Source organism: Streptomyces sp. MA5143a (assembly GCF_900290235.1).
In the GTDB taxonomy this organism is placed as follows: Bacteria; Actinomycetota; Actinomycetes; order Streptomycetales; family Streptomycetaceae; genus Streptomyces.
The window spans coordinates 57,806-81,258 of sequence record NZ_OLMK01000011.1 but is presented as its reverse complement, the minus strand read 5'-3'; the positions used below and the strand labels follow the sequence as shown (position 1 = coordinate 81,258).

Sequence of the window (23,453 nt, the reverse complement as noted above, 5' to 3'; positions counted from 1 at the left end):
TGTCCTGTTCGTTCGGTTCCACGCGGGTGGAAGGAAGGTGTCGTGGGGGACCTGGGTGTGGGGGTGTGGGGGAAGTGGTGATGTCCGGGCACGGGTTCCGGCGCGGGTGCCCGGCTCAGAGGACCTTGGCGAGGAAGTCCCGGGTGCGTTCATGGCGCGGCCGGTCGAGGACCTCGGAGGGCGGGCCCTGTTCGACGATGCGTCCGCCGTCGATGAAGACGACCCGGTCGGCGATCTCCCGGGCGAAGCCGATCTCGTGGGTGACGATCACCAGCGTGGTACCGGTCCTCGCCAGGTCCTTGATGACGGCGAGGACCTCACCGACGAGTTCGGGGTCGAGGGCGGAGGTGGGTTCGTCGAAGAGGATGACGCCGGGCCGCAGCGCGAGGGCGCGGGCGATGGCGACACGCTGCTGCTGACCGCCCGACAACTGCCGTGGATACGCACCGGACTTGTCGGCGAGGCCGACCCGGTCCAGCAGTTCGCGGGCGAGGTCCCGGGCCTGTTCCCCGCCCAGCCTCCCGGTCGCGACGGGGGCGGCGGCCACGTTGTCGAGGACGGTCAGGTGCGGGAAGAGGTTGAAGTTCTGGAAGACGAAGCCGATACGGCTGCGCTGGGCGAGGATGGTCCGCTCGTTCAGCTCCTTGAGCCGGTCGCCGTGCCGGCGCACGCCGATCAGTTCGCCGTTGACGCTGACATGGCCGATCTCCGGCTTCTCCAGATGGTTGATGACCCGGAGCAGCGTCGACTTGCCGGAGCCGGACGGGCCGAGGATCACGGTGACCTCGCCGGGCCGCACGGTCAGGTCCACGCCGTTGAGGACCCGGTGGGTGCCGTACCACTTGTGCACGTCGCGCACCTCCACGGCGGCGGGCGCGGACCGGGTGGGTTCGGGGGTGCCGTGGGCGAGTTCGGTGGTCCCGGCGGTCATACGGCGGCCTCCCTGCGGATGCGGGCGCGCAGCTCGGTGAGGCCGGCCCGCAGTTTCCGCAACGGCGTCGGCGGCAGGGTGCGGGTGGCGCCCCGGGCGTAGTACCGCTCGACGTAGAACTGGATGACGGAGACGACGCTGGTCAGGATCAGGTACCAGGCGGTGACGACCAGCAGCAGCGGCACGATGTCGCCGGGGTAGGTGGCGCCCATGGTCTGCGCGGTGCCGAACAGGTCGAGCAGGGAGACGTAGAAGACGAGCGAGGTGCTCTTGACCAGGCCGATCAGCTGGTTGACGTAGTTGGGGGTGATGGAGCGCAGGGCCTGCGGGAAGACGATCCTGCGGAACTGGTAGCGCTTCGGCAGGCCCAGGGCGGAGGCCGCCTCGTTACTGGTAGAAGAGGTTGCCAACTGCTTGCCGGGGAGTGCGCACGGAGGTGGATTAGCTCGATCGTGTGATGGTCGACATCCGGGCTTGCGACGGTCTGGTCTGTTCGGGCTACAGTGAGCGGGCGATCTGGGACACCGGGAACGGAGCCAGCGTGCGGAGCCCACTTTCCTCCGGAGAGAAGGTCTGGGGCCTCTCCGTCGCCCTCTGTCCGTACCCACTCGGCCAGGTCGTGAGAGAACCGGCCTCCCGGGATCGGACCATGCACACGATGCATGTCGCCGCCCCGGGGTTGAGTACGCCGGGGACCAGCGCGCCCAAGACCGTTCGGGGCGTGCGGCTGGGCGGGCTCGCTCATGCCCAGTCCCCAGGAACGGTTGGACACCAGCCCGTGGACGAACTGGGCCGCGAGGACCAGGACGACCGCGGTCGCGATCCAGCGGCCGGGACGGCGCAGCGGCGGAACGCGCTGCGCCGCCAATTCCTTTGACGGGGTGTCGGCGGGCGGTGGCGCCTCGGCGACGGACACGGCGGCGCCTGGGGGTTCACTCAAGGTGAGCTCCGGAGGAGTGTGGGAGACCCCGGGCGACGCAGGCGACTTCGGACCGCGCGGCGGACGGGAGCCGCTCGGCGGGCAAAGGGAAGAAGACGCACGGAAGCGCACGGCACCGGGGCTGGCGGAAGGACGGGGCGGACCGCGGGAGCGGCGCCTCAGGGGTTCACTGAACCGTCAGCCTCGACGGAGGTACGGCACTAGGCCGTACGACGTGCGCTACACAGTGCGCTGTTGACCCGGAGCAGATCGACGGCGCGGTCGGCGCAGAGCGGCACGCAACCGTGGCGCCGCCAAGCGGCCGGCCTCGGGGTTGCGTACATGTTCGTCACCATCGTTCTTCCGGCCCCGGTGGGCCTCGCGCTCTTCGGGTGGCCGTAAGTAACGCAGGCCCGGTACGGCTCTGTCAATGTCCGTCCAAAGCCTGGGATGCTTGTCCGTCAGTCGATACGGGCTGGTCGGGGACGTGGGAGGCCCAGTCGAGGATCTGTACGGCGGCTCCGGCGGCCTCCAGGCCCTGGCACTGGGCGTGGTGCCTGCGGGCGATGCCGTCGAGGTCGAGACGGGGGCCGAAGGCGGGGTGGGCGGTCAGTCGGCGCGCGTACGCCCACAGGCGCGGGTGGTCGGCGACGCGGTGCACGGCGGAGGCGTCCAGGTGCCAGCGGTGCACGGTGTCGAGGCTCACCAGGCTCGTCCACAACTCGACGTCGGCGGCGGTGAGTCGGTCGCCGAGGACGTACTCCTGCCGGGCGAGGCGGGCGTCGAGCGAGCGCAGGGTGCGCAGCAGGGATCCGAGCGCGTCCCGGCGTACCGCGTCGTCGGTGTCGGCCTGTCCGGCCCGTTGCGCGGCCCCGTCGATGCCCTGTGCGCAGAGCCGGGTGACACCCTCGATCTCCGCCTCGGCGTCGCACGGGTACAGCTCGGGGCGGCCGCCGCCGAACCGGCGGGCGAGGTCGCGCATGATGTCCGGGGCGTGGGTGCTGACGATGCGTCCGGACCAGTCGTCGCTGAGGACCGGCGCGGTGGCCGCCCCGGAGTAGCGGTGGGCGCTGGCCTCGTACAGGGGGCGCAGCTCGGAGTGTTCACCGTCGGGTCCGTCGGGGACGGCGGGCAGGAGCGTGACGGGGCAGGCGTCCGCGAGCCCGAGGAGGCCGTGCACGACGGCGATGCGCAGGGCGCCCGGACAGGACAGCGACAGATGCAGCCGGTACCGGCGCGGGACGGCGTAGTGACCGCTGCGGGCGTCACAGCCGATCCGCCCCCGGAAGACGGGCTGCGGCCGCTGCGTCGGAACGGCGTTCAGGGCATGGACGGACAGGGCGGACATGGGTCTCCCAGGGGTCGCGGGTTCACGGGCGGATCGGTACGCGGGCGTACGGAACGACGGCTGCGCCGCGCGCGGGCGGGCGCACGCGTCCTCGTCGGCCGCGGGCGCGGCGGAGCGCCGGTTCAGGCGGCGGGGTGGGTCGCGCTGGAGACGCGCAGCAGGTCGATGTGACGGCGGGAGGTCAGCAGGAGGGACTGCCGGCGTGTGCGTCGCACACGAGTCACCACCGGCTCCAGGCGCCCCATCATTCCCTACCTGTTCACTAGGAAATACCCTGCATGGAGTGTCGATCCCGTGTCGGCCCGCGTCAAGTGGGTGTCCGAGGAGCGGTCGCCGGGCTCGGTCGGGGCCGCGCGGAAGCCCGCAGCACGGTCACCCCTTCCCCGCGCCCGGCGGCGCCCCGGGGTGGCCGCGGCGGGCGTGGGGGGCGTGCCGGTCGAGTTCGTAGGCGACCCGGATGAGGGGCACATGGGTGAACGCCTGCGGGAAGTTGCCGAGTTGGCGGCGGGTTCGGGGGTCGTACTCCTCGGCGAGCAGCCCGACGTCGTTGCGCAGGTCGAGCAGCCGCTCGTACAGGTCGCGGGCCTCGTCCTCGCGGCCGATGGACAGCAGGGCGTCCGCGAGCCAGAAGGAGCAGGCGAGGAAGGCGCCCTCGCCGCCGGTGAGCCCGTCCGGGGCGTCGGGGCCGCCCGCGGAGTAGCGGGCCACGAGGCCGTCGGCGAGGAGTTCGCGGCGTACCGCCTCCACGGTGCCGACGACACGGGGGTCGTCGGGCGGCAGGAACCCGGTCTGGGGGATCTGGAGCAGCGCGGCGTCGAGTTCTCGGGAGCCGTACGACTGGGTGAAGGTCCCCCGGTCGGGGTCGAAGGCGCGTTCGCACACCTCGCGGTGGATACGGTCCCGGATCAGGCGCCAGTGCTCCACCGGGCCGGGGCGGTCGTGCGCCTCCGCGAGGCGGACCGCCCGGTCGAAGGCGACCCAGCACATCACCTTGGAGTGCGTGTAGTGGCGGGGGGTGCCGCGCATCTCCCACAGGCCCTGGTCGGGCAGGGTCCACGCCTGCTCCAGATGGTCGAGGAGGACCGCCTGGAGGTCGACGAGGTGGCGGCGGGGGCGCAGTCCGCAGCCGATGGACAGATGGATGGTCTCCATGACCTCGCCGGGCACGTCGAGCTGGCGCTGGGCCGCGGCGGCGTTGCCGATCCGCACCGGGCGCGACCCCTCGTAGCCCGGCAGCCAGTCGGCCTCCCATTCGGTGAGCCGCCGCTCACCGGCGATGCCGTACATGATCTGCGCGTCCTCGGGGCGGCCCGCGAGGGCCCGGGCCAGCCAGCCGCGCCAGGCGTCCGCCTCGGCGGTGAACCCGCTGCGCAGCAGCGCCTCCAGTGCCATCCCGGCGTCGCGCAGCCAGCAGTAGCGGTAGTCCCAGTTGCGGACACCGCCGATCTCCTCGGGCAGGGAGGTGGTCGGCGCGGCGACGATGCCGCCGGTCGGCTCGTACGTGAGGGCCTTGAGGGTGATGAGGGAGCGGGCGACGGCGTCGCGGTAGGGGCCGTCGTACGTCAGGCGGCGCAGCCACAGCCGCCAGTACGTGTCCGTGGCGGCGAGCGCGTCGAAGGCGTCGACGGGGTCGGGGGCCGGCAGGTGGGAGGGACGCCAGACGAGCACGAAGGGGACGCGCTCGCCGGGGGTGACGCGGAAGGCGGCGCGGTGGGAGGTGCCGTGGGCGGTGAGCCGGACGGGGGTGCCGAGCCAGACCGCGTCGGGCCCGGCGATACCGGTCAGCTGCCCGTCCTTGTGCCGCATCCACGGCAGCACCCGGCCGTAGTCGAAGCGCAGCCGCAGCTCCATGCGCATGTCCACGGTGCCGGACAGTCCCTCGACGATCCGTACGACACAGGGGGCGTCCTCGCCGCGCGGCGGCATGAAGTCGGTGACCAGGGCCCGCCCGGAGGGGGTCTCCCACTCCGTCTCCAGGATCAGCGTGCCGTCCCGGTAGCGGCGTCGGGCCACCGCGCCGGTCTCGTCGGCGGGGGCGACGCGCCAGCGGCCGTTGTCCTCGTCGCCGAGCAGGGCGGCGAAGCAGGCGGGTGAGTCGAAACGGGGCAGGCAGAGCCAGTCGACGCTGCCGTCCCTGGCGACCAGGGCCGCGGTGAGGAGGTCGCCGATCAGGGCGTAGTCCTCGATGGCGCTGGGTCCCGACCGCGCGCCGGGGGCGTGTCCTGGCATGGGGTCAGTGTCGGGGCGGGCGGGGGCGGGGGCATGTGGGACGGGGCGTTCGAGTTGCCGGGGCGGGGCGGGGATGGGTGTGTGTGGGGAGTCCGTGCCCGCCGTGCGCGTCGAACTGTCGTATCGCCCGGTGCGCGGGTCCGTGGTGCGATGGAAGCGGGGGCGGAAAGGAGAGCCAGCATGTCCGCAGCGCAGCGAGCCGGTGGTGTCGCCTCGGTGGCGGTCCGCCCGCTGGTGGAGCCGGACCTGGATCGGGCCGACGAGATCTTCAGGGTCGCCTTCGGGACCTTCCTCGGGTTCCCCGAGCCGGAGACGTTCTTCGGGACCGCCGACTACGTCCGCACCCGCTGGGCGGCGGATCCCCGCGCGGCCTTCGCGGCGACCGTCGAGGGCGAGGTCGTCGGGACGAACTTCGCCGCCGACTGGGGCAGCGTCGGGTACTTCGGCCCGCTGACCGTACGTCCGGATCTGTGGGACCAGGGCATCGGCAGGCGCCTGATGGAACCGGTCATGGCCTGCTTCGACACCTGGGGGAACCGCCACCTCGGCCTGTTCACGTTCTCGCACAGTCCCAAGCACCTGGAGCTCTACCGCCGGTACGGCTTCTGGCCCCGATTCCTGACCGCCATCATGAAGAAGCAGGTCACGGCCCCTGCCGCGGTTCCCGGCCGTCTGTCGTACGGAGAGCTGACCGCTGCCGAGCGGGCCGAGGCGCTGAGTCTTTGCCGCGCGCTGACGGAGTCCGTGTTCGAGGGCCTGAGTCTGGAGCGCGAGATCGTCGCCACCCAGGCACAGGGCCTCGGGGACACCCTCCTTCTTGAGGGCTCCGGCACCGGCCTCGACGGCCTGGCCGTCTGTCATTGCGGAGCGGGGTCGGAGGCCGGTGAGGACGTCTGCTTCGTCAAGTTCGGCGCCGTACGCCCCGGCCCTGGCGCCGCGGACCGGTTCGGGCGGCTGCTGGACGCGTGTGAGCGGCTGGCCGCCGAGAAGGGGCTGGGGCAACTGGACGCCGGGATGAACCTGGCCCGCGAGGACGCCTACCGGCGCATGGCCGACCGTGGTTTCCGCACCTGGCTCCAGGGCGTGACCATGCACAGGCCCAACGAACCCGGCTACAGCCACCCGGACGCCTACGTCATCGACGACTGGCGCTGAGCCCGCCGCACCGCCGCCCGCCGCCACCGCGCTCGGCTTCACGGTATTCCGAGGCAGAGCGCCATGTGACATAGTACTGAGGTGACCGAGCGACTGACCTGCGACGTCGTGGTGGTGGGAGCGGGGATGGTGGGCGCGGCCTGCGCCCTGTACGCGGCCCGGGCAGGGCTGGACGTGGCCGTGGTGGACCGCGGCCCGGTGGCCGGTGGCACGACCGGGGCGGGCGAGGGCAACCTGCTCGTCTCCGACAAGGAACCCGGTCCCGAACTCGAACTCGCCCTCCTGTCGAACCGTTTGTGGACCGAACTGGCCTGCGAACCCGGCCTCGGGACGGCGTTCGAGTACGACCCGAAGGGCGGGCTCGTCGTCGCCTCGGCACCGGAAGGGCTCGCCGCCCTGGAGAAGTTCGCGGCCGGGCAGCGCACCGCCGGGGTCACGGCGGAAACCGTCCCCGCCGGTCAACTGCTCAACCTGGAACCGGAGTTGGCGCCCGGCCTCGCCGGTGGCGTGTACTACCCGCAGGACGCCCAGGTCATGCCGACCCTCGCCGCGGCCCACCTCCTACGGACCTCGGGTGCCCACCTGCTCACCGGCCGCACGGTGACCGGGGTTCTCCGCTCCCCCGACGGCGCCGTGCGCGGCGTACGGACCGACCGGGGCGAGCTGCATGCCCCGGCCGTGGTGAACGCCGCCGGCACCTGGGGCGGCGAGCTGGCCGCGCTCGCCGGGGTCCACCTCCCCGTCCTCCCCCGGCGCGGATTCGTCCTCGTCACCGAACCGCTCCCGCCCCTGGTGCGGCACAAGGTGTACGCCGCCGACTACGTGGCCGACGTGGCCAGCGACTCGGCGGCGTTGCAGACCTCCCCGGTCGTCGAGGGCACGGCCGCCGGGCCGGTGCTCATCGGGGCGAGCCGGGAGCGGGTCGGTTTCGACCGGTCGTTCTCGCTGCCCGTGGCGCGGGCGCTGGCGGCGGGCGCGACCCGGCTGTTCCCGTTCCTGGAGCGGGTGCGCGCGATGCGGACGTACGTCGGGTTCCGGCCGTACATGCCGGACCATCTGCCCGCGATCGGGCCGGACCCGAGGGTGCCGGGACTGTTCCACGCGTGCGGACACGAGGGGGCGGGCATCGGACTCGCCACCGGGACGGGGCAGTTGATCGCCCAGGTGCTCGGCGGCAGGACACCGGACCTGGATCTGACGCCGTTCCGCCCGGACCGGTTCGCCGTCCAGGAGGAGGCCGCGGGATGAATCCGTTGGAGCTGGCGGACGCCGAACCGGGGCCCGCCTTCGGCGTCACCCTCGACGGCCGTGAACTGGAGGCCCTGCCCGGTCAGACGGTCGCGGCAGTGCTCTGGACGGCCGGGGTGACCTCCTGGCGCACCACCCGCGGCGAAGGCCGGCCGCGCGGGGTGTTCTGCGGCATCGGCGTCTGCTTCGACTGTCTGGTGACCGTCAACGACCGCCCCAACCAGCGGGCTTGTCTGGTGCCGGTCCGGCCGGGCGACGTGATCCGCACGCAGGAGGGGACGGGGCATGGGCACTGAACCGGTCGGGCCGCGCGGTGGACCACCGCCCCGCCTCGCGGTCGTCGGCGCGGGGCCGGCCGGCCTCGCCGCGGCGCTCGCGGCGGCCGGGCGGGGCGTCCACGTGACGATGATCGACTCCGCGGAGGCACCCGGCGGCCAGTTCTACCGGCAGCCCGCCGCGGCGCTCGGGGCCCGGCGCCCGCAGGCGCTCCACCACCAGTGGCGGACCTGGCGGCGGCTGCGCGACGGTCTCGAACGGCACCTCGCCGCCGGGAACATCACGCATCTCCCCGAGCACCACGTGTGGTGCGTGGAGCGGCACTCCGGCGGGACGCCGGGGCAACGGCCCTCCGACGCCCCCGGCGGCTTCGCCGTGCACGCGCTGCTCGGCCCCGGCCAGGAGGAGCCTGTCGAGGTGCGGGCCGACGCCGTCGTGCTCGCGACCGGCGGCTACGAGAAAGTGTTGCCCTTCCCCGGCTGGACCCTGCCGGGCGTGGTCACCGCCGGGGGCGCGCAGGCCATGCTGAAGGGCCGGCTCGTGGTGTCCGGCCGTACGGCGGTCGTCGCCGGGACCGGCCCGTTGCTGCTGCCGGTGGCGACCGGGCTCGCGGCGGCCGGTGTCCGGGTGGCCGCGCTCGTCGAGTCCGCCGACCCCAAAGCGCTCGTCCGGCGGGCGGGGACGCTCACGGGCCGAGTGGACAAGCTGGCCGAAGGGGCCGGATACGCGGTGGAGTTGCTGCGCCGCCGCGTGCGGACCCTGGTACGCCACACCGTGGTCGAGGCGCACGGCACCGACCGGCTGGAAGCCGTGACCGTCGCCGCGCTGGACGCCGAGGGGCGGGTCCGGACAGGCGGTGAGCGGCGCATCCCCTGCGACACGCTGGCCGTCGGACACGGCATGGTCCCGCACACCGACCTCGCCGAGTCCCTGGGCTGCCGTCTCGACGCCGACGGCATGAGCGTGGCCGTCGACGACGAGCAGCGCACCGATGTGCCGGGCGTCTGGGCGGCGGGCGAGGCCACCGGGATCGGCGGCGCGGCCCTGTCCCTGGCGGAGGGCCATGTCGCCGGGCGGTCGGCGGCGGCCCGGCTTGGGGGCCGGGAACCGGATCCGCGGGAGTGGGCGGCCGCCGCCGCGTCCCGCACGCGGCTGCGGGAGTTCTTCGCCGCGCTCGACACCGTGTACGTGCCGCCGGCGCACTGGGCGGAGCAGGTCACCGACGACACGGTGGTGTGCCGATGCGAGGAGGTCACCGCCGGGGCGGTCCGCGAGGCCGTCGGGGAACTGGGGGCCGGGGACGTCCGCACGGTGAAGCTGCTCACCAGGGCCGGGATGGGCTGGTGCCAGGGCCGGATGTGCGGCCCGGCGGTCGCGGGGCTCGCCGGATGCGCGGAGACGGTGGCCCGACGGCCGTTCGCACGCCCCGTACCGCTCGGTGTGCTGGCGCGGGCCGGGGAGACCGGGGAGCCGGGAGGTCCGCCGGTGGAGTGAGCCGTCGTCGAGAAGCCACCCGTCCGAAACCGTCGAGAAGCCGCCCGTCAGACACGCCGTCAGTACCATGTCACACCCTATGGAGGACCCGCAGATGACCACTTCCGCGCGCTCGACCGGCTCCGGCACCGCCCACCGCACCGGCAGCCGTCCCTGGCGCGGTGTCCTCGTCGCCACCGCACTCCCCCTGCGCGACGATCTGTCCGTGGACTACGACAAGTACGCCGAGCACTGCGCGTGGTTGGTCGAGAACGGCTGCGACGGCGTCGTGCCGAACGGTTCCCTCGGCGAGTACCAGGTGCTGACGCCCGAGGAGCGGGCGCGGGTCGTGGAGACGGCCGTCTCGGCGATCGGCGGTTCGCGGGTGATGCCGGGGGTCGCCGCGTACGGCTCCGCCGAGTCCCGCCGCTGGGCCGAGCAGGCACGGGACGCGGGCTGCGCGTCCGTGATGCTGCTCCCGCCGAACGCCTACCGCGCCGACGAGCGTTCGGTGCTGGCGCACTACGCGGAGGTCGCCAAGGCGGGCCTGCCCGTCGTGGCGTACAACAACCCCGTCGACACCAAGGTCGATCTGGTCCCCGAGCTGCTGGCGAAGCTGCACGGCGAGGGGTACATCCGGGCCGTGAAGGAGTTCTCCGGGGATGTGCGCCGGGCCTACCAGTTGGCCGAACTCGCTCCTGAACTGGACCTGTTGATCGGCGCCGACGACGTACTGCTGGAGCTCGCGCTGGCGGGCGCCAAGGGCTGGGTCGCCGGGTACCCGAACGCGCTGCCCGCGGCGACCGTGGAGTTGTACCACGCGGCGGTGGACGGGGACCTCGCGACGGCGAAGGGGCTGTACGAGCAACTGCACCCGCTGCTGCGCTGGGACTCGAAGGTCGAGTTCGTACAGGCCATCAAGCTGTCCATGGACATCGTGGGCCGGCACGGCGGGCGCTGCCGGCCGCCGCGCGTGGAGCTGCTGCCGGAGCAGGAGGCCGTGATCCGGTCCGCCACCGAGAAGGCCGTCGCCGCGGGGCTCGTGTGACGCGCGCGGAAGCGGAAGGAGAGCGGAAGAAGGAGAACGGTCATGCGCAGCAAGCTCGTCCTGCACGCCGTCGACTCGCACACCGAGGGCATGCCGACCCGGGTGATCACCGGCGGGATCGGCACCATCCCCGGCGCGACCATGAACGAACGGCGGCTGTGGTTCCGTGAACACCGGGACGACGTCAAGCAGTTGCTGATGAACGAGCCGCGCGGTCACGCGGCGATGAGCGGTGCGATCCTCCAGCCGCCGACCCGCCCCGACCGCGACTGGGGTGTGGTCTACATCGAGGTCTCCGGCTATCTGCCCATGTGCGGCCACGGCACGATCGGGGTGGCGACGGTCCTGGTCGAGACCGGCATGGTCGAGGTGGTCGAGCCGGTCACCACCATCCGTCTCGACACCCCGGCCGGGCTGGTCGTCGCCGAGGTGGCCGTGGAGGACGGCGCGGCGAAGGCGGTCACCCTGCGCAACGTGCCGTCGTTCTCCGTCGGCCTGGACCGCAGGATCACCCTGGCCGACGGGCGGACGGTCACCTACGACCTGGCGTACGGCGGGAACTTCTACGCCATCCTGCCGCTGGAGGAGTTCGGGCTGCCCTTCGACCGCTCCCGCAAGGACGACATCCTCCGCGCCGGGCTCGACCTGATGGACGCCATCAACGCCGAGGAGGAACCCGTCCACCCCGAGGACCCGTCCATCCACGGCGTGCACCACGTCCATCTGTACGCGCCCGGCGCCACCGCCCGGCACTCACGGCACGCGATGGCCATCCACCCCGGCTGGTTCGACCGCTCGCCCTGCGGTACGGGCACCAGTGCGCGCATGGCGCAACTGCACGCGCGGGGCGAACTCCCGCTGCACACCGAGTTCGTGAACGAGTCCTTCATCGGCACCCGGTTCACCGGACGGCTCCTCGGCGAGACCGAGGTGGCCGGGGTGCCGGCCGTGCTGCCCAGCTTCACGGGCCGCGCCTGGATCACCGGCACCGCCCAGTACCTGCTCGACCCGACCGACCCGTTCCCCTCCGGATTCGTCCTCTAGGATTCCGGGCTCCAGGACTCCAGGAGAGACCGCATGTCCCCCATGGCCCCGCGAGGCACCGCCTCCGCCGTTCAGGGCGCCGCTCCCCCGGCGCCCGTCCTGCCGGTGCTCGGCGGCAAGAAGAGCAGCTACCGGGAACGGGTCGCCGACGCGCTGCGGGCCGCGCTGATCGCCGGTGAGCTGCGGCCGGGCCAGGTGTACTCCGCGCCCGCGCTCGCCGCCCGCTTCGGTGTCTCGGCCACCCCGGTCCGCGAGGCCATGCTGGACCTCGCCAAGGAGGGTCTGGTCGACACCGTGCCCAACAAGGGCTTCCGGGTCACCGCCGTGACCGAGAGGCAGCTCGACGAGTACACCCAGATCCGCTCGCTGATCGAGATCCCGACCACCGTCGCCCTGGCCCGGACCGCCGACCCCGTCTCCCTGGAGGCGCTGCGGCCCGCCGCGCGGGAGATCGTGGCCGCCGCGGCCGCCGGGGACCTCATCGCGTACGTGGAGGCCGACACCCGCTTCCACCTCGGTCTGCTGGCCCTCGCGGGCAACGCGCATCTGGTCGAGGTGGTGGGCGACCTGCGCAAACGCTCACGACTGTTCGGGCTGACCGCGCTCGTCGAGGCGGGCCGTCTCCTGGCGTCCGCCCAGGAGCACCTGGAACTCCTCGACGCCCTCCTCGACCGCGACGAGAACGCCGTCCGGGCGGTCATGACCCGCCACCTCGGGCACGTCCGGGGGCAGTGGGCCGCCCACGGCTGAGCGGCACCCCGACACGGGCGCGCCGCATGTGATCGGCGCTACGCCCACACCACGTGACGTTGAAAGTATGATCGGCCAATGTCTGACATGACCGAAACCACGCCTGGCTGGCTGACGTCCGACGAACTCGAATCGGCGCGCGCCCGTATGCCGATCCTGTACGTCGAGGCCGTGCCCGTGCGCGTCGACGACAGCGGCGAAGTCACCAGCATCGGCCTGCTGCTGCGCATCGGCCCGGACGGAACGGTCAGCCGCACGCTGGTGTCCGGCCGCGTGATGCACCACGAGCGGGTACGCGACGCGCTCCTGCGCCACCTGGAGAAGGACCTCGGCCCGGTGGCACTGCCCCGCGTCCCGGCCTCGCTTCAGCCCTTCACGGTCGCCGAGTACTTCCCGACGCAGGGCATCACGCCGTTCCACGACCCCCGGCAGCACGCGGTGGCGCTCGCGTACATCGTCCCCGTGTCCGGCGACTGCCGTCCCCGGCAGGACGCGCTCGACCTGGTGTGGTTCAGCCCGCAGGAGGCCGCGTCGCCGTCGGTCCAGAGCGAGATGCCGGGCGGTCAGGGAGTCCTGTTGAAGCAGGCCCTCGCCCACGTCGGCTGCGTGTCCTAGGCCGGGTCCGACCCCTGCGGCAGTGAGCCCCGGCGGCACCTCCCCGTGCCGCCGGGCGCCCGGACCACCGTCGGCGGTCCGCGGCTTCCTCGGCCGTCCGGACACCCTCGGCCGTCCGGACACCTCGGGCGTCCGAGGCACCCGTCGGCCGTCCGAAACGCCGACGGTCCGGACGTTCGGACATTCGGCCTCCTCCGCTTAGGGTCAACGCCGTTGCTCCGTAAGGAGCTTGACGGTGGGTCCCACGGGGCCGGGGAGGCGCCACATGCATCACGACGGACTGATACGGCCGCTGCCGGAGCTGCTGAAGGCGCACGCCGAGCGGTCGCCGTCCCGGGTGGCCTTCGCCGACGACGCGCGGGCCGTCACCTACGCGGAGCTGGAGCGGCGCACCGGCGGACTGGCCGCGCATCTCGCGCGGACCGGCCTGGAGCGCGGCGCGCGGGTCGCGATCTGCCTGGGCAACCGTGTCGAGATGGTCGAGGCCGTGCTCGCCGCCCTCCGCGCCGGTGCCGTGGGGGTCCCCCTCAACCCCCGCTCCTCCGACGCCGAGCTCGCCCATTTCCTGCGGGACAGCGGCGCCTCCGTCGTCGTCACCGACCCGGCGCGGCTCGCACGGCTGCACCGGACGAGCCCCGCAGCCGACGGGCGCGGCCCGCGGGTGCTGTTGACGGGGCCAGGTCCGGTCCCGGCGGACGCACCGGAGGGCACCGTTCTCCTCGACGCCGTCGCCGGGGCGGACGGGCCCGGTCAGGACCCGCCCCGGGACGATCTCGGTCTCGACGAGCCGGCCTGGATGCTCTACACCTCCGGTACGACGCACCGCCCCAAGGGCGTGGTGTCGACCCAGCGGGCCGCCCTGTGGTCGGTGGCCGCCTGTTACGCGCCGATCTTCGGTCTCTCGCCGGAGGACCGGCTGCTGTGGCCCCTGCCGCTGTTCCACAGTTTCGGCCACTCCCTGGCGATCCTCGGCGTCACCGCCGTCGGCGCGAGCGCCCGCATCACCGGTGACCTGCTGCCGCCCGACGGCCTGTGGCGCGAACTGCACCACCCGCACGGGGCTCTCGACGGTCCCTACACCGTGCTGGCGGGGGTGCCCGCGGTGTACCACCGGCTGCTGGCGGCGGCGGACGGCGCGGCGCTGCCGGTGCGGCTCCGTACGTGTCTGGTGGCGGGAGCGCCCAGTTCCCCGGCGCTGCGCCGCGAGGTGGAGCGGGCGTTGGGAGCGCGGTTGCTCGACGCGTACGGCAGCACCGAGACATGCGGGATGATCGCGGTGAACCGGCCGGACGGGCCGACTGTCGACGGTTCGTGCGGGCCTCCGATCCCTGGAGTGGACGTACGCGTCGTCGATCCGGGGGGCGGCAACGATGTCACCGACGGCGGCGAGGGGGAGATCTGGGTCCGCGGGCCCGGTCTGATGACGGGCTACCACCAGCGGCCCGAGGCCACGGGGTCGGCCCTGGCGGACGGTTGGTACCGGACCGGTGACCTCGGCCGCCGGGTCGAGCACGGCCACCTCCGCCTCACCGGGCGGGTCAGCGAACTGATCATCCGCGGTGGCGAGAACATCCACCCCACCGAGGTCGAACAGGCCCTGCTGCACAGTCCCGGTGTGACGGACGCCTTGGTCGTCGGCCGACCGCACGACGTGCTGGGTGAGGTGCCGGTGGCGTACGTGGTCCCCGGACCGGACGGGTTCGATCCTCGGCGGGTGCTGGCGGCCTGCCGCACCCGGCTCGCCGAGTACAAGCTGCCCGTGGAGTTCCATGAGATCGCGGCGGTGCCACGGACGGCCTCCGGCAAGATCGCCCGGCACGCCGTCGTCGCAGCGCCGATGGCGCCGGAGGTCACGGCCGGGGCCACCGCCGAGTCACTCGGCGCGCCTTCGCCGGCCTCCCCCTCGGTGCCCCCGCCCCCGGCGACCTCGCCCCAGGCCGACCCGGCGGCCGACGGGGCCTTGTGGCGGCGGCTGTTGTCGCTGCCTCCGGAGGGGCGGGAGCGGGCGCTCAAGGAGGCGGTGCTCGCCGAGACGGCCGAGGTGTGCGGGGGCGGGCCGGGCGAACTCCTCGGCGCCGAGACGCCGTTCACCGATCTGGGGCTGACGTCCGTGGGTGCCGTCGCACTCGTCGAACGGCTGGGCGCGGCGACCGGGCTGAGGCTCCCGGCCACGCTGGTCTTCGACCGTCCCAGCCCGGCCGAGCTGGCTCGGTCCCTGCACACCACCCTCTTCGGCGCGACGCCGACGACCGTGCCGGGGACCGGCGGGGGCTCGTCCTCCGCCGCGGCCGAGGACGACCCGGTGGTCGTCGTCGCCATGGGCTGCCGCTACCCCGGTGACGTGTACTCGCCGGAGGACCTGTGGCGGCTCGTCTCCGAGGGCCGGGACGCCACCTCCGGCTTCCCGACCGACCGGGGCTGGGACCTGGCCGCCCTCTACGACCCGGACCCCGACCGCGTCGGCACCTCGTACACCCGGCGGGGCGGATTCCTGCACCGGGCCGCCGAGTTCGACGCGGGTCTGTTCGGGATCGCGCCGCGGGAGGCCCTGGCGACGGATCCGCAGCAGCGGCTGCTGCTGGAGACCTCCTGGGAGGTGTGGGAACGGGCCGGGATCGCCCCGGCCGCTGTGCGCGACAGCGACACGGGGGTGTTCGTCGGCATGATGCACGCCGACTACTCGGCGCGTTTCGTCCACCACGACCTGGAGGCCCATCTGGGACTGGGCACGTCCGGCAGTGTGGCGGCCGGCCGGATCTCGTACGTGTACGGCCTGCGCGGGCCGTCGATCACGATCGACACCGCCTGCTCCTCCTCCCTGGTGGCCCTGCACTGGGCTGCCGCTGCCCTGCGGTCGGGCGAGTGCTCCCTGGCGCTGGCCGGCGGGGTCACGGTGATGGCGACACCGAAGCCGTTCACGGCGTTCAGCCGGCAGCGGGGGCTCTCCCCCGAGGGCCGCTGCAAGTCGTTCTCGGCGGCGGCGGACGGCACCGCCTGGGCGGAGGGCGTCGGGCTGGTGCTGCTGGAACGGCTCTCCGACGCCCGGCGGCACGGCCACCCCGTCCTGGCCGTGCTGCGCGGCTCCGCCGTCAACTCCGACGGCGCGTCCAACGGACTCACCGCGCCCAACGGTCAGGCCCAACAGCGTCTGGTGGAGCGGGCATTGGCCGATGGAGGGCTCCGTCCGGCCGATGTCGACGTGGTGGAGGCCCACGGTACGGGCACCACGCTGGGCGACCCCGTCGAGGCGGGCGCCCTGCTCGCCACGTACGGGCAGAACCGCGAGCATCCGTTGTGGCTGGGGTCGGTCAAGTCGAACCTCGGGCACACGCAGGCGGCCGCCGGGGTCGCCGGGGTCATCAAGATGGTGCAGGCCATGCGGCACGGGGAGATGCCCCGCACCCTGCACGCCGAGACACCCTCACCGCATGTCGACTGGGCCTCCGGGAAGGTGGAACTGCTCACCGCCGCCCGGCCGTGGCCGTCCACCGCGGGCCGACCTCGGCGGGCCGGGGTGTCCGCGTTCGGGATCGGCGGGACCAACGCGCATGTGATCGTGGAGGAGCCGCCCTACGAGGACGACCGCCTGGTTGCGCAGCCCCCGGGCGGGCCCGGCGTCGCCGCCCACGGTGTCCCCTGGCTGCTCTCCGGGGCGGACGCGGGCGCGCTGCGCGCCCAAGCGCGCCGTCTCGCCGACCATCTGGCCGCGCGGCCCGGACTGTCGCCGGCCGACGTCGGTGTCTCCCTGGCCGTGACGCGCTCGGCGTCGACGCATCGGGCGATGGTCCCGCCGGGTGAACGGGCCCGGATGCTGGCCGGGTTGGAGGCGCTGGCTGTGGGAGCCGGGGAAGCTGCCGGAGCCGCGGACACCACCGGTTCCTCCCGTACCGGTGGCGGTACCGGTAGCGGCACCGCCATCACCGGCACGGAACGGGCCGTCGCCGACCCCGCTCTCCGTACGGCCTTCCTGTTCACCGGCCAGGGCGCCCAACGTGTGCGGATGGGTGTCGAGTTGCGGTCGGCGTTCCCCGTCTTCGCCTCGGCGTACGACGAGGTGTGCCTGGCGTTGGAGGGCCGCCTCGACGTCCCGCTCGACGTGGTGCTGTCCGCCGCTCCGGGCACCCCGGAGGCCGCTCTCCTCGACCGTACGGACTTCACCCAGGCGGGGCTGTTCGCCTTCGAGGTCGCGCTGTTCCGGCTGGTGGAGTCCTGGGGTGTGCGCCCCGACTACCTGGCCGGGCACTCCGTCGGTGAGCTGACCGCCGCCCATGTCGCCGGTGTCCTGGACCTCGACGACGCGGCGGCCCTCGTCGCGGCGCGCGGCAGGCTGATGCGGGCGCTGCCCGAGGGCGGCGCGATGGTGGCGCTGCACGCGACGGAGGACGAAGTCCTCGCGGCGCTGGCCGACTTCGAGGCCCCACACGGCGACGCGGACCCCGACGGCCGCGTGACCACGGCCGCGGCGCGGAGCCCTCGCCCGGTGGCGATCGCCTCCGTGAACGGGCCGCGCTCGGTGGTGATCTCCGGTGCGCGGGACACGGTGCTCGCCGTGGCGGCCGGTTTCGAGGCCAGGGGCCGCCGAACCGTACGGCTGCGGGTGGACCACGCCTTCCACTCGCCGCTCGTGGAACCGATGCTCGACGACTTCCGCCGGGCCGCCGAGAAGGTGACCTTCCGGCCGCCCCGGATCCCCGTGGTCTCGGCGGTCACCGGCCGCCTCGCCGGGGCCGGGGAGTTGTGCTCACCCGAGTACTGGGTGCGGCACGCCCGGCTGCCCGTCCGGTTCGCCGACACCGTGCGGTGGCTGGGCGACAACGGGGTGTCGGCCTTCTTGGAGGTCGGCCCCCACCCGGCGCTCATCACGGCCGCCGAGGACTGCCTGCCCGGCCCCGAGAACGGCACCGCTCCCCTCCTCACGGCCGCCACGCGCGCCGGTGAGTTTGAACCGGGGACGCTGCTGTCGGCCGTGGCCCGGCTCCACGTGCGCGGGGCCCGCGTCGACTGGCCCACCGTGTTCGAGGGCACCGGGGCGCGCCGCGTGGAGTTGCCGACGTACGCCTTCCAACGGCAGCGGTACTGGCTGGACGCACCCCGGCTTCCGGTCCGCGCGCCGGAGGGCGACGGGCACCCGCTGCTGGGACCCGCTTTCACGGTGCCGGACACCGGCCGGACCGTACTCTCCGGGCGCCTCTGCGCCCTGGCTCAGCCCTGGCTCGGCGACCATGTGATCGGCGGGACCGTCCTCGTGCCGGCGACGGCGTTGGTCGAGCTGGCCGTCCGGGCGGGCGACGAGGTCGGCTGCGACACCCTCGACGAGTTGGTGGTCCTGACGCCGCTGCCCCTGCCGCCGGGGGCCGGCGCGACCGTCCAGGTCGTGGTGGGCGCCCCGGACGACTCCGGACGGCGGACGGTCGACATCCACGCCCACCCCGACGCGCCCGCCGACGCGGACGTAGACGGCCCCGACCTCACCTGGACCCGGCACGCGACCGGGCTGTTGACCCGCACGGCCCCCGCGTCCCCGCCGACGGACGCGGAGGGCCTCACGGAGTGGCCGCCCCGGGGCGCGGCCGAGATCGACCTCACCGACGCCTACGACACCCTCGCGGACGACGGCCTCGCCTACGGCCCCGCCTTCCGAGGCGTACGGACGGCCTGGCGGCTCGGTGACGAGCTGTACGCCGAAGTACGCCTGACCGAGGGCGAGTCGGGTGGTGCGGACCGCTTCGGACTGCATCCCGCCCTGCTCGACGCGGCGGCCCACGCCACGCTGCTCGCGCAAGCGGGAGCCGGTACGGAAGCGGGTGCTGAACCGGCGGCCGCCATCCACGTGCCGTTCGCCTGGACCGGTGTGCGTCTGCACGCGTCCGGCGCGAGGGAACTACGGGTACGGGTGCGTCGGACGGCCACGGACGCGGTCGCGTTGACGCTGGCCGACGCGACCGGCCGCCCGGTGGCCCACGTGGACTCCCTGACGATGCGGGAGCTTCCCGCCGGTTCCGCCGACCTGGCGCACGACGTGGCGCGACGGGCACTGTGGCGACCCGACTGGGTGAGCGTCGAGCACACCGCCGACACCGGCACCGGCACCGGCACCGGCACGGACACCGACACCGACACCGACACCGGCACCGACACCGGCACGGACACCGGCACCGGCACCGGCACCGGCACCGCCATGGCACCGGACACCACCGTCGTCACCGCTGTCACCCCGACGACCGACGCCGAGACACCGCCGGACGCCGTGCGTCTGCTGACCGCCCGGGTGCTGCGTACCCTCCAGGAGTGGCAGTGCGACCCGGAGGCATCCGGCTCGCGCCTCGTGGTGGTGACGCGGGACGCGACCGCGGTGGAGCCGGACCTCGCGGGTGCGGCCGTATGGGGCCTGGTGCGCACGGCCCAGGCGGAGCTGCCCGGACGTGTCGTGCTGGTCGACACGGACGGCCGCCCCGAGTCCGAGCGGCTGCTGGCCGCCGCGGTGGCCACAGGCGAACCTCAACTGTCCATCCGTGAGGGAAGCATGAGGGCTCCGCGGCTGGTGTCGGCGGTACGGACGGACGCGGCCGGTCCCCGTGAGCCGTCCGGGCCGAGCCCCTTCGACCCCGACCGCACCGTGCTGATCACCGGCGGCACCGGCGCACTCGGCTCCGAGCTCGCCCGCCATCTCGTCGCCTCGTACGGGGTACGGCATCTGCTGCTCACCTCCCGCCGGGGCCCGGACGCACCAGGCGCCGCGGAACTGCGGGCCTCGCTGGAGGAGTCGGGCGCCGAAGTGACGATCGTGGCCTGCGACACGGCGGACCCGGTCGCGCAGGCGGAGGTGATCCGGGGCTGTGAACCCGCCCTGGGCGCCGTGGTGCACGCGGCCGGGGTCCTGGACGACGGTGTCCTGGCAGGGCTGACGCCCGAACGGATGGCGGCGGTGCTGGGCCCCAAGGCGGACGCGGCCTGGCGGCTGCACGAACTGACCCGGGATCTGGAGCTGTCGGCGTTCATCCTGTTCTCGTCGGCGTCCGGCCTCCTGGGCCGCCCCGGCCAGGGCAACTACGCGGCGGCGAACAGCGTCCTCGACGCCCTGGCCCACCGTCGCGCCACCCAGGGGCTGCCCGCGCTGTCCCTGGCGTGGGGCCCCTGGGAGCACGACGCGGGCATGGCGTCGGCACGACTCGGAGAGGCCCGGCCGGGGGAGGCGGCGACGCGGAGCGGTGACGTGCTGCGCGCCCTCTCCGTACGGGACGGCCTGGCACTCTTCGACGCGGCGCTACGCGACGGTGGACCCGTGCTGGCGCCCATGCGGCTGGACCGGGGCGCCCTGCGGTCCGCGCGAGGCCCGCTGCCACCACTCCTACGAGGGCTGTCGCGTCCCCGTCGGCCGGCGACCCGGTCAAGCTCGGGCTCGGGCACCGGAACAGGGCCGGTGGCGGGTGCGTCCGCCGATTCCCCGGAGATGCTGGAGCCGGGCACCTGGCGGACGCTCCTGGCCAGCCTGCCCTCCGCCCGGCGCGCGGAGGCGCTCGCGGAACTGATGCGGGCGGACGTGGCCGCCGTGCTCGGGTATCCGGGCGCCGACGCGCTGCCCGTCGGCAGGACCTTCGACGAGTTGGGCTTCGATTCGCTGATGGCGGTGCAGGTCCGCAACCGGCTCAGCCTCGCGCTACGGCTCCGGCTCTCCGCCGCCGTGGTGTTCGAGCACCCCACGGCCGACGGCCTGGCCCGCCACGTGCTGGACCTCCTCGACGACCTCCCCGAGCCGCCGACGGCCGCTGCGGAGCCGGATGCGGCGACACGTACGGCACCCGGTGCGCCCCCCGGTCCGACGCCCGTCAGGACACCGGGAGCGACTCCCGGAACGGCACTGCCCCACACCCCCGAGCCGTCGGGCGGACGCCCCGTGCGGAGCCTCTCCTCCCTCTACCGGCGGGTGTGCGAGGCGGGGCAGGTGGTCGCCGCGATGCACATGCTGGTCACCGCGTCCTGGGCCGTACCGACCTTCGACGCGTCCGCTGCCCGGCGGCACGCGCTGTCACCGCTGCGGCGGGCCGAGGGCTCCGGTGACGGCCCGGTCGTGGTGTTCCTCGACGGCTACCACCCGTCCTTCCCCGGGCCGGGCGGCGCGGCCGGAGCCTTCCACGACTGCTTCCGGGGCGACCTGGACGTGTGGGAGGTACGGCATCCCGGTGTCGACGAGGGTGCGGCCGTACCGGAGGACCTGGGGACACTGGCCCAGACGCACGCCGAGACGGTGCTGCGGCTGGTCGGCGACCGGCCTTTCGTGGTCGTCGGCTCGTCCACCGGAGGCGCCGTCGCACACCTCATGACCGGACGGCTGGAGGCCATGGGGGCGGCTCCGGTCGGCCTGGTCCTGTTGGACACCTACCGCGTCGACCGGGACAACCGCGGTACGGAGTGGCTGCTGGCGCTGCCTGCCGCCCTCGCCCCGCGGCTGACCGGGGGCCCGTCGACCGGGGACGACGACAGCGCCGTCGCCGCGATGGGCGCGTACACGCGCATGTTCATGGACTGGGAGCCGGAACCCGTCGCCACCCCGACCCTGCTGGTCCGGGCCATGGAGCCGACGCCGCGGATGGCGTTGGGCGCCGACGGGGACGGCTGGCGGACGTCGTGGCCGCTGCCGCACGACACGGTCGACGTCCCCGGCGACCACTTCTCGCTCACCCGGGAACACGCCCCGGCCACGGTGGCGGCCATCCGTGCCTGGCTCGGCTCGCCCGACCGCACGGACCCCGCGCCCCCACGCCCGTCGAGCACCCCGCCGGGACCGACTCCCGCCACCCCACTCCCTCATCCCTCATCTCCCCCGGCCGCCTCGTCCACCCCAGCCCCCACCGCCCCGCCGGTGTCGACCTTTGAAGGAGACCAGTGACCGTCACGCGATCAGAGACGCCGTCGGAGGAGTTCGATGTGATCGTCGTCGGCGGGGGCCCGGCCGGGTCCACCGTCGCGTCGGCCGTCGCGCTGCGCGGCCACCGCGTGCTCCTGCTGGACCAGCAGACCTTCCCCCGCTACCAGATCGGGGAGTCGCTGCTGCCGTCGACCGTGCACGGGGTGTGCCGCATCCTGGGTGTCGAGGACGAGGTCGCGCGGGCCGGGTTCAAGCTCAAGCGCGGCGGGACCTTCCGCTGGGGCCGCAACCGGGATCCGTGGCAGTTCTCCTTCGCGCTGTCCCCGCGGCTGTCCGACCCGACGTCGTTCGCCTACCAGGTCGAGCGGAACCGTTTCGACGCGATCCTGCTGGACAACGCCCGCCGGGTCGGCGTGGACGTACGGGAGGGCTGCCGGGTCTCGGACGTCGTCGCCGACGAGGAACGGGTGCGGGGCGTGCGCTGGATGGGGCCCGGCGGCGAGACCCGCGAGGCGCGGGCCCGGCACGTGGTGGACGCCTCGGGCAACACCAGCCGCATCCACACGCACGTCGGCGGGAAGCGGACGTACTCCGACTTCTTCCGGAACATCGCCGTGTTCGGGTACGTCGCCGGGGGCAGGCGGCTGCCGAAGCCGAACGACGGCAACATCTTCTGCGCCACCTTCGACGAGGGCTGGATCTGGTACATCCCGCTGCGGGACGAACTGACCAGCGTGGGCGCGGTGGTGAGCCGGGAGCACGCGGCGGCGGTCCAGGGCGATCCGACGGCGGCCTGGCGGCGGCTGATCGACTCGTGCCCCGAGATACGGGACCTCGTCGACGGCGCCCCGCAGGCCGGCGAGGCCCCCTACGACGAGGTCCGGGTGCGCAAGGACTGGTCGTACTGGAAGACCCGGCTGTGGCGGCCCGGCATGGTGCTGGTCGGCGACGCGGCCTGCTTCGTCGACCCGGTGCTGTCGTCCGGTGTCCACCTGGCCACGTACGGGTCGCTGCTGGCGGCCCGGGCGATCAACAGCACGCTCGACGGCACCCTCGACGAGGCCCGGTGCTTCGGGGAGTTCGAGGCCCGTTACCGGCACGAGTACGGGCTGTTCTACGAGTTCCTGATGTCGTTCTACGACCTGCACCAGGACGAGCGGTCGTACTTCTGGAAGGCCCGCAAGGTCACCAATGTCGGCGCGACGGAGCTGGAGGCGTTCGTGGAGCTGGTGGGAGGGCTGGCGTCCGGGGACTCGGCGCTCGCCGCGCCCGCCGAGGCGGGCGCGCGGCTGACCGCCGCCTCCTCCGACCTCGACCGGGTCGTGGGCCGTCTCCCCGGCTCCGACGGCCACCGCAATCCGCTGTACGAGTCCACGGCGTTCCGGCGGACCTTCCACGAGGGATCGGTGCTCCAGGAGCGCGGTCTCCTCGGCGGGCCGCTGGAGGAGGAGGCGCCGTTGCGGCCCGGCGGTCTGGTGACGTCGGAGGACGGCTTGGGGTGGGCCGTCGCCGCGCCCTGAGGCGGCGGCCCTTCGGGGAGAGCGGGCCGCG

At 73.8% G+C, this 23,453-nt stretch carries 14 protein-coding genes and 1 pseudogene; 10 read left to right on the top strand and 5 right to left on the bottom strand.

The genetic code is table 11. From position 1 onward, the window contains the following. Window positions 1-115: 115 nt before the first annotated feature. The 5 genes and pseudogenes from SMA5143A_RS05835 to SMA5143A_RS05815 form a co-directional block, all read right to left on the bottom strand. Window positions 116-931 carry an amino acid ABC transporter ATP-binding protein gene (locus tag SMA5143A_RS05835; RefSeq protein ID WP_107461843.1) on the bottom strand — a complete coding sequence of 272 codons (816 nt, stop codon included), beginning with the start codon at window positions 929-931 and terminating at the stop codon, window positions 116-118. After that, window positions 928-1,871: pseudogene (locus tag SMA5143A_RS44705) on the bottom strand (ABC transporter permease subunit). Before SMA5143A_RS44705 ends, SMA5143A_RS05835 begins: the two are co-directional and overlap by 4 nt. A 406-nt stretch (window positions 1,872-2,277) precedes the next feature. Beyond that, a complete protein-coding gene (locus SMA5143A_RS05820; protein ID WP_107461842.1) occupies window positions 2,278-3,198 on the bottom strand; it encodes a glutathione S-transferase C-terminal domain-containing protein in 921 nt (306 codons plus the stop codon). A gap of 122 nt (window positions 3,199-3,320) precedes the next feature. Further along, window positions 3,321-3,413, bottom strand: a complete 93-nt coding sequence (locus SMA5143A_RS44700) for a putative leader peptide (protein ID WP_375136460.1) — start codon at window positions 3,411-3,413, stop codon at window positions 3,321-3,323. 157 nt (window positions 3,414-3,570) lie between these two features. After that, entirely contained in the window at window positions 3,571-5,427 is a 1,857-nt protein-coding gene (locus SMA5143A_RS05815) for a glycoside hydrolase family 15 protein (RefSeq protein ID WP_107461841.1), read from the bottom strand. Window positions 5,428-5,607: 180 nt separating this feature from the next. Between SMA5143A_RS05815 and SMA5143A_RS05810 the strand changes: the two genes are divergently transcribed. The 10 genes from SMA5143A_RS05810 (at window position 5,608) to SMA5143A_RS05765 (ending at window position 23,422) form a co-directional block, all read left to right on the top strand. After that, window positions 5,608-6,582, top strand: coding sequence for a GNAT family N-acetyltransferase (locus SMA5143A_RS05810; RefSeq protein WP_181361752.1), 975 nt, complete (start codon window positions 5,608-5,610; stop codon window positions 6,580-6,582). 81 nt (window positions 6,583-6,663) lie between these two features. Continuing rightward, window positions 6,664-7,830 carry an NAD(P)/FAD-dependent oxidoreductase gene (locus tag SMA5143A_RS05805; RefSeq protein ID WP_107461840.1) on the top strand — a complete coding sequence of 389 codons (1,167 nt, stop codon included), beginning with the start codon at window positions 6,664-6,666 and terminating at the stop codon, window positions 7,828-7,830. After that, a complete protein-coding gene (locus SMA5143A_RS05800; RefSeq protein ID WP_107461839.1) occupies window positions 7,827-8,126 on the top strand; it encodes a (2Fe-2S)-binding protein in 300 nt (99 codons plus the stop codon). The genes SMA5143A_RS05805 and SMA5143A_RS05800 overlap by 4 nt, the downstream gene beginning before the upstream one ends. Continuing rightward, complete coding sequence (locus tag SMA5143A_RS05795) at window positions 8,116-9,600, top strand: FAD/NAD(P)-dependent oxidoreductase (protein WP_107461838.1); 1,485 nt, start codon at window positions 8,116-8,118, stop codon at window positions 9,598-9,600. The genes SMA5143A_RS05800 and SMA5143A_RS05795 overlap by 11 nt, the downstream gene beginning before the upstream one ends. Window positions 9,601-9,694: 94 nt before the next feature. Beyond that, window positions 9,695-10,627: a dihydrodipicolinate synthase family protein gene (locus tag SMA5143A_RS05790; RefSeq protein ID WP_107461837.1), complete on the top strand. Its 933-nt coding sequence runs from the start codon at window positions 9,695-9,697 to the stop codon at window positions 10,625-10,627. 42 nt (window positions 10,628-10,669) lie between these two features. After that, window positions 10,670-11,671, top strand: a complete 1,002-nt coding sequence (locus SMA5143A_RS05785) for a proline racemase family protein (protein ID WP_107461836.1) — start codon at window positions 10,670-10,672, stop codon at window positions 11,669-11,671. Window positions 11,672-11,713: 42 nt separating this feature from the next. After that, window positions 11,714-12,421, top strand: coding sequence for a GntR family transcriptional regulator (locus tag SMA5143A_RS05780; protein WP_107461904.1), 708 nt, complete (start codon window positions 11,714-11,716; stop codon window positions 12,419-12,421). Between the two features lie 87 nt (window positions 12,422-12,508). Beyond that, entirely contained in the window at window positions 12,509-13,036 is a 528-nt protein-coding gene (locus SMA5143A_RS05775) for an NUDIX hydrolase family protein (protein ID WP_055541164.1), read from the top strand. A gap of 265 nt (window positions 13,037-13,301) precedes the next feature. Continuing rightward, window positions 13,302-21,923, top strand: coding sequence for a type I polyketide synthase (locus SMA5143A_RS05770; RefSeq protein ID WP_107461835.1), 8,622 nt, complete (start codon window positions 13,302-13,304; stop codon window positions 21,921-21,923). Next, complete coding sequence (locus tag SMA5143A_RS05765; protein ID WP_107461834.1) at window positions 21,920-23,422, top strand: tryptophan 7-halogenase; 1,503 nt, start codon at window positions 21,920-21,922, stop codon at window positions 23,420-23,422. The genes SMA5143A_RS05770 and SMA5143A_RS05765 overlap by 4 nt, the downstream gene beginning before the upstream one ends. Window positions 23,423-23,453 lie beyond the last annotated feature (31 nt).

Excerpts from the sequence above, each read along its gene's own strand:
- SMA5143A_RS05835 (WP_107461843.1), bottom strand. The coding sequence starts at position 931 with ATGACCGCCGGGACCACCGAACTCGCCCACGGCACCCCCGAACCCACC.
- SMA5143A_RS05820 (WP_107461842.1), bottom strand. The coding sequence starts at position 3,198 with ATGTCCGCCCTGTCCGTCCATGCCCTGAACGCCGTTCCGACGCAGCGG.
- SMA5143A_RS05815 (WP_107461841.1), bottom strand. The coding sequence starts at position 5,427 with ATGCCAGGACACGCCCCCGGCGCGCGGTCGGGACCCAGCGCCATCGAG.
- SMA5143A_RS05810 (WP_181361752.1), top strand. The coding sequence starts at position 5,608 with ATGTCCGCAGCGCAGCGAGCCGGTGGTGTCGCCTCGGTGGCGGTCCGC.
- SMA5143A_RS05800 (WP_107461839.1), top strand. The coding sequence starts at position 7,827 with ATGAATCCGTTGGAGCTGGCGGACGCCGAACCGGGGCCCGCCTTCGGC.
- SMA5143A_RS05795 (WP_107461838.1), top strand. The coding sequence starts at position 8,116 with ATGGGCACTGAACCGGTCGGGCCGCGCGGTGGACCACCGCCCCGCCTC.
- SMA5143A_RS05790 (WP_107461837.1), top strand. The coding sequence starts at position 9,695 with ATGACCACTTCCGCGCGCTCGACCGGCTCCGGCACCGCCCACCGCACC.
- SMA5143A_RS05785 (WP_107461836.1), top strand. The coding sequence starts at position 10,670 with ATGCGCAGCAAGCTCGTCCTGCACGCCGTCGACTCGCACACCGAGGGC.
- SMA5143A_RS05780 (WP_107461904.1), top strand. The coding sequence starts at position 11,714 with ATGGCCCCGCGAGGCACCGCCTCCGCCGTTCAGGGCGCCGCTCCCCCG.
- SMA5143A_RS05775 (WP_055541164.1), top strand. The coding sequence starts at position 12,509 with ATGACCGAAACCACGCCTGGCTGGCTGACGTCCGACGAACTCGAATCG.
- SMA5143A_RS05770 (WP_107461835.1), top strand. The coding sequence starts at position 13,302 with ATGCATCACGACGGACTGATACGGCCGCTGCCGGAGCTGCTGAAGGCG.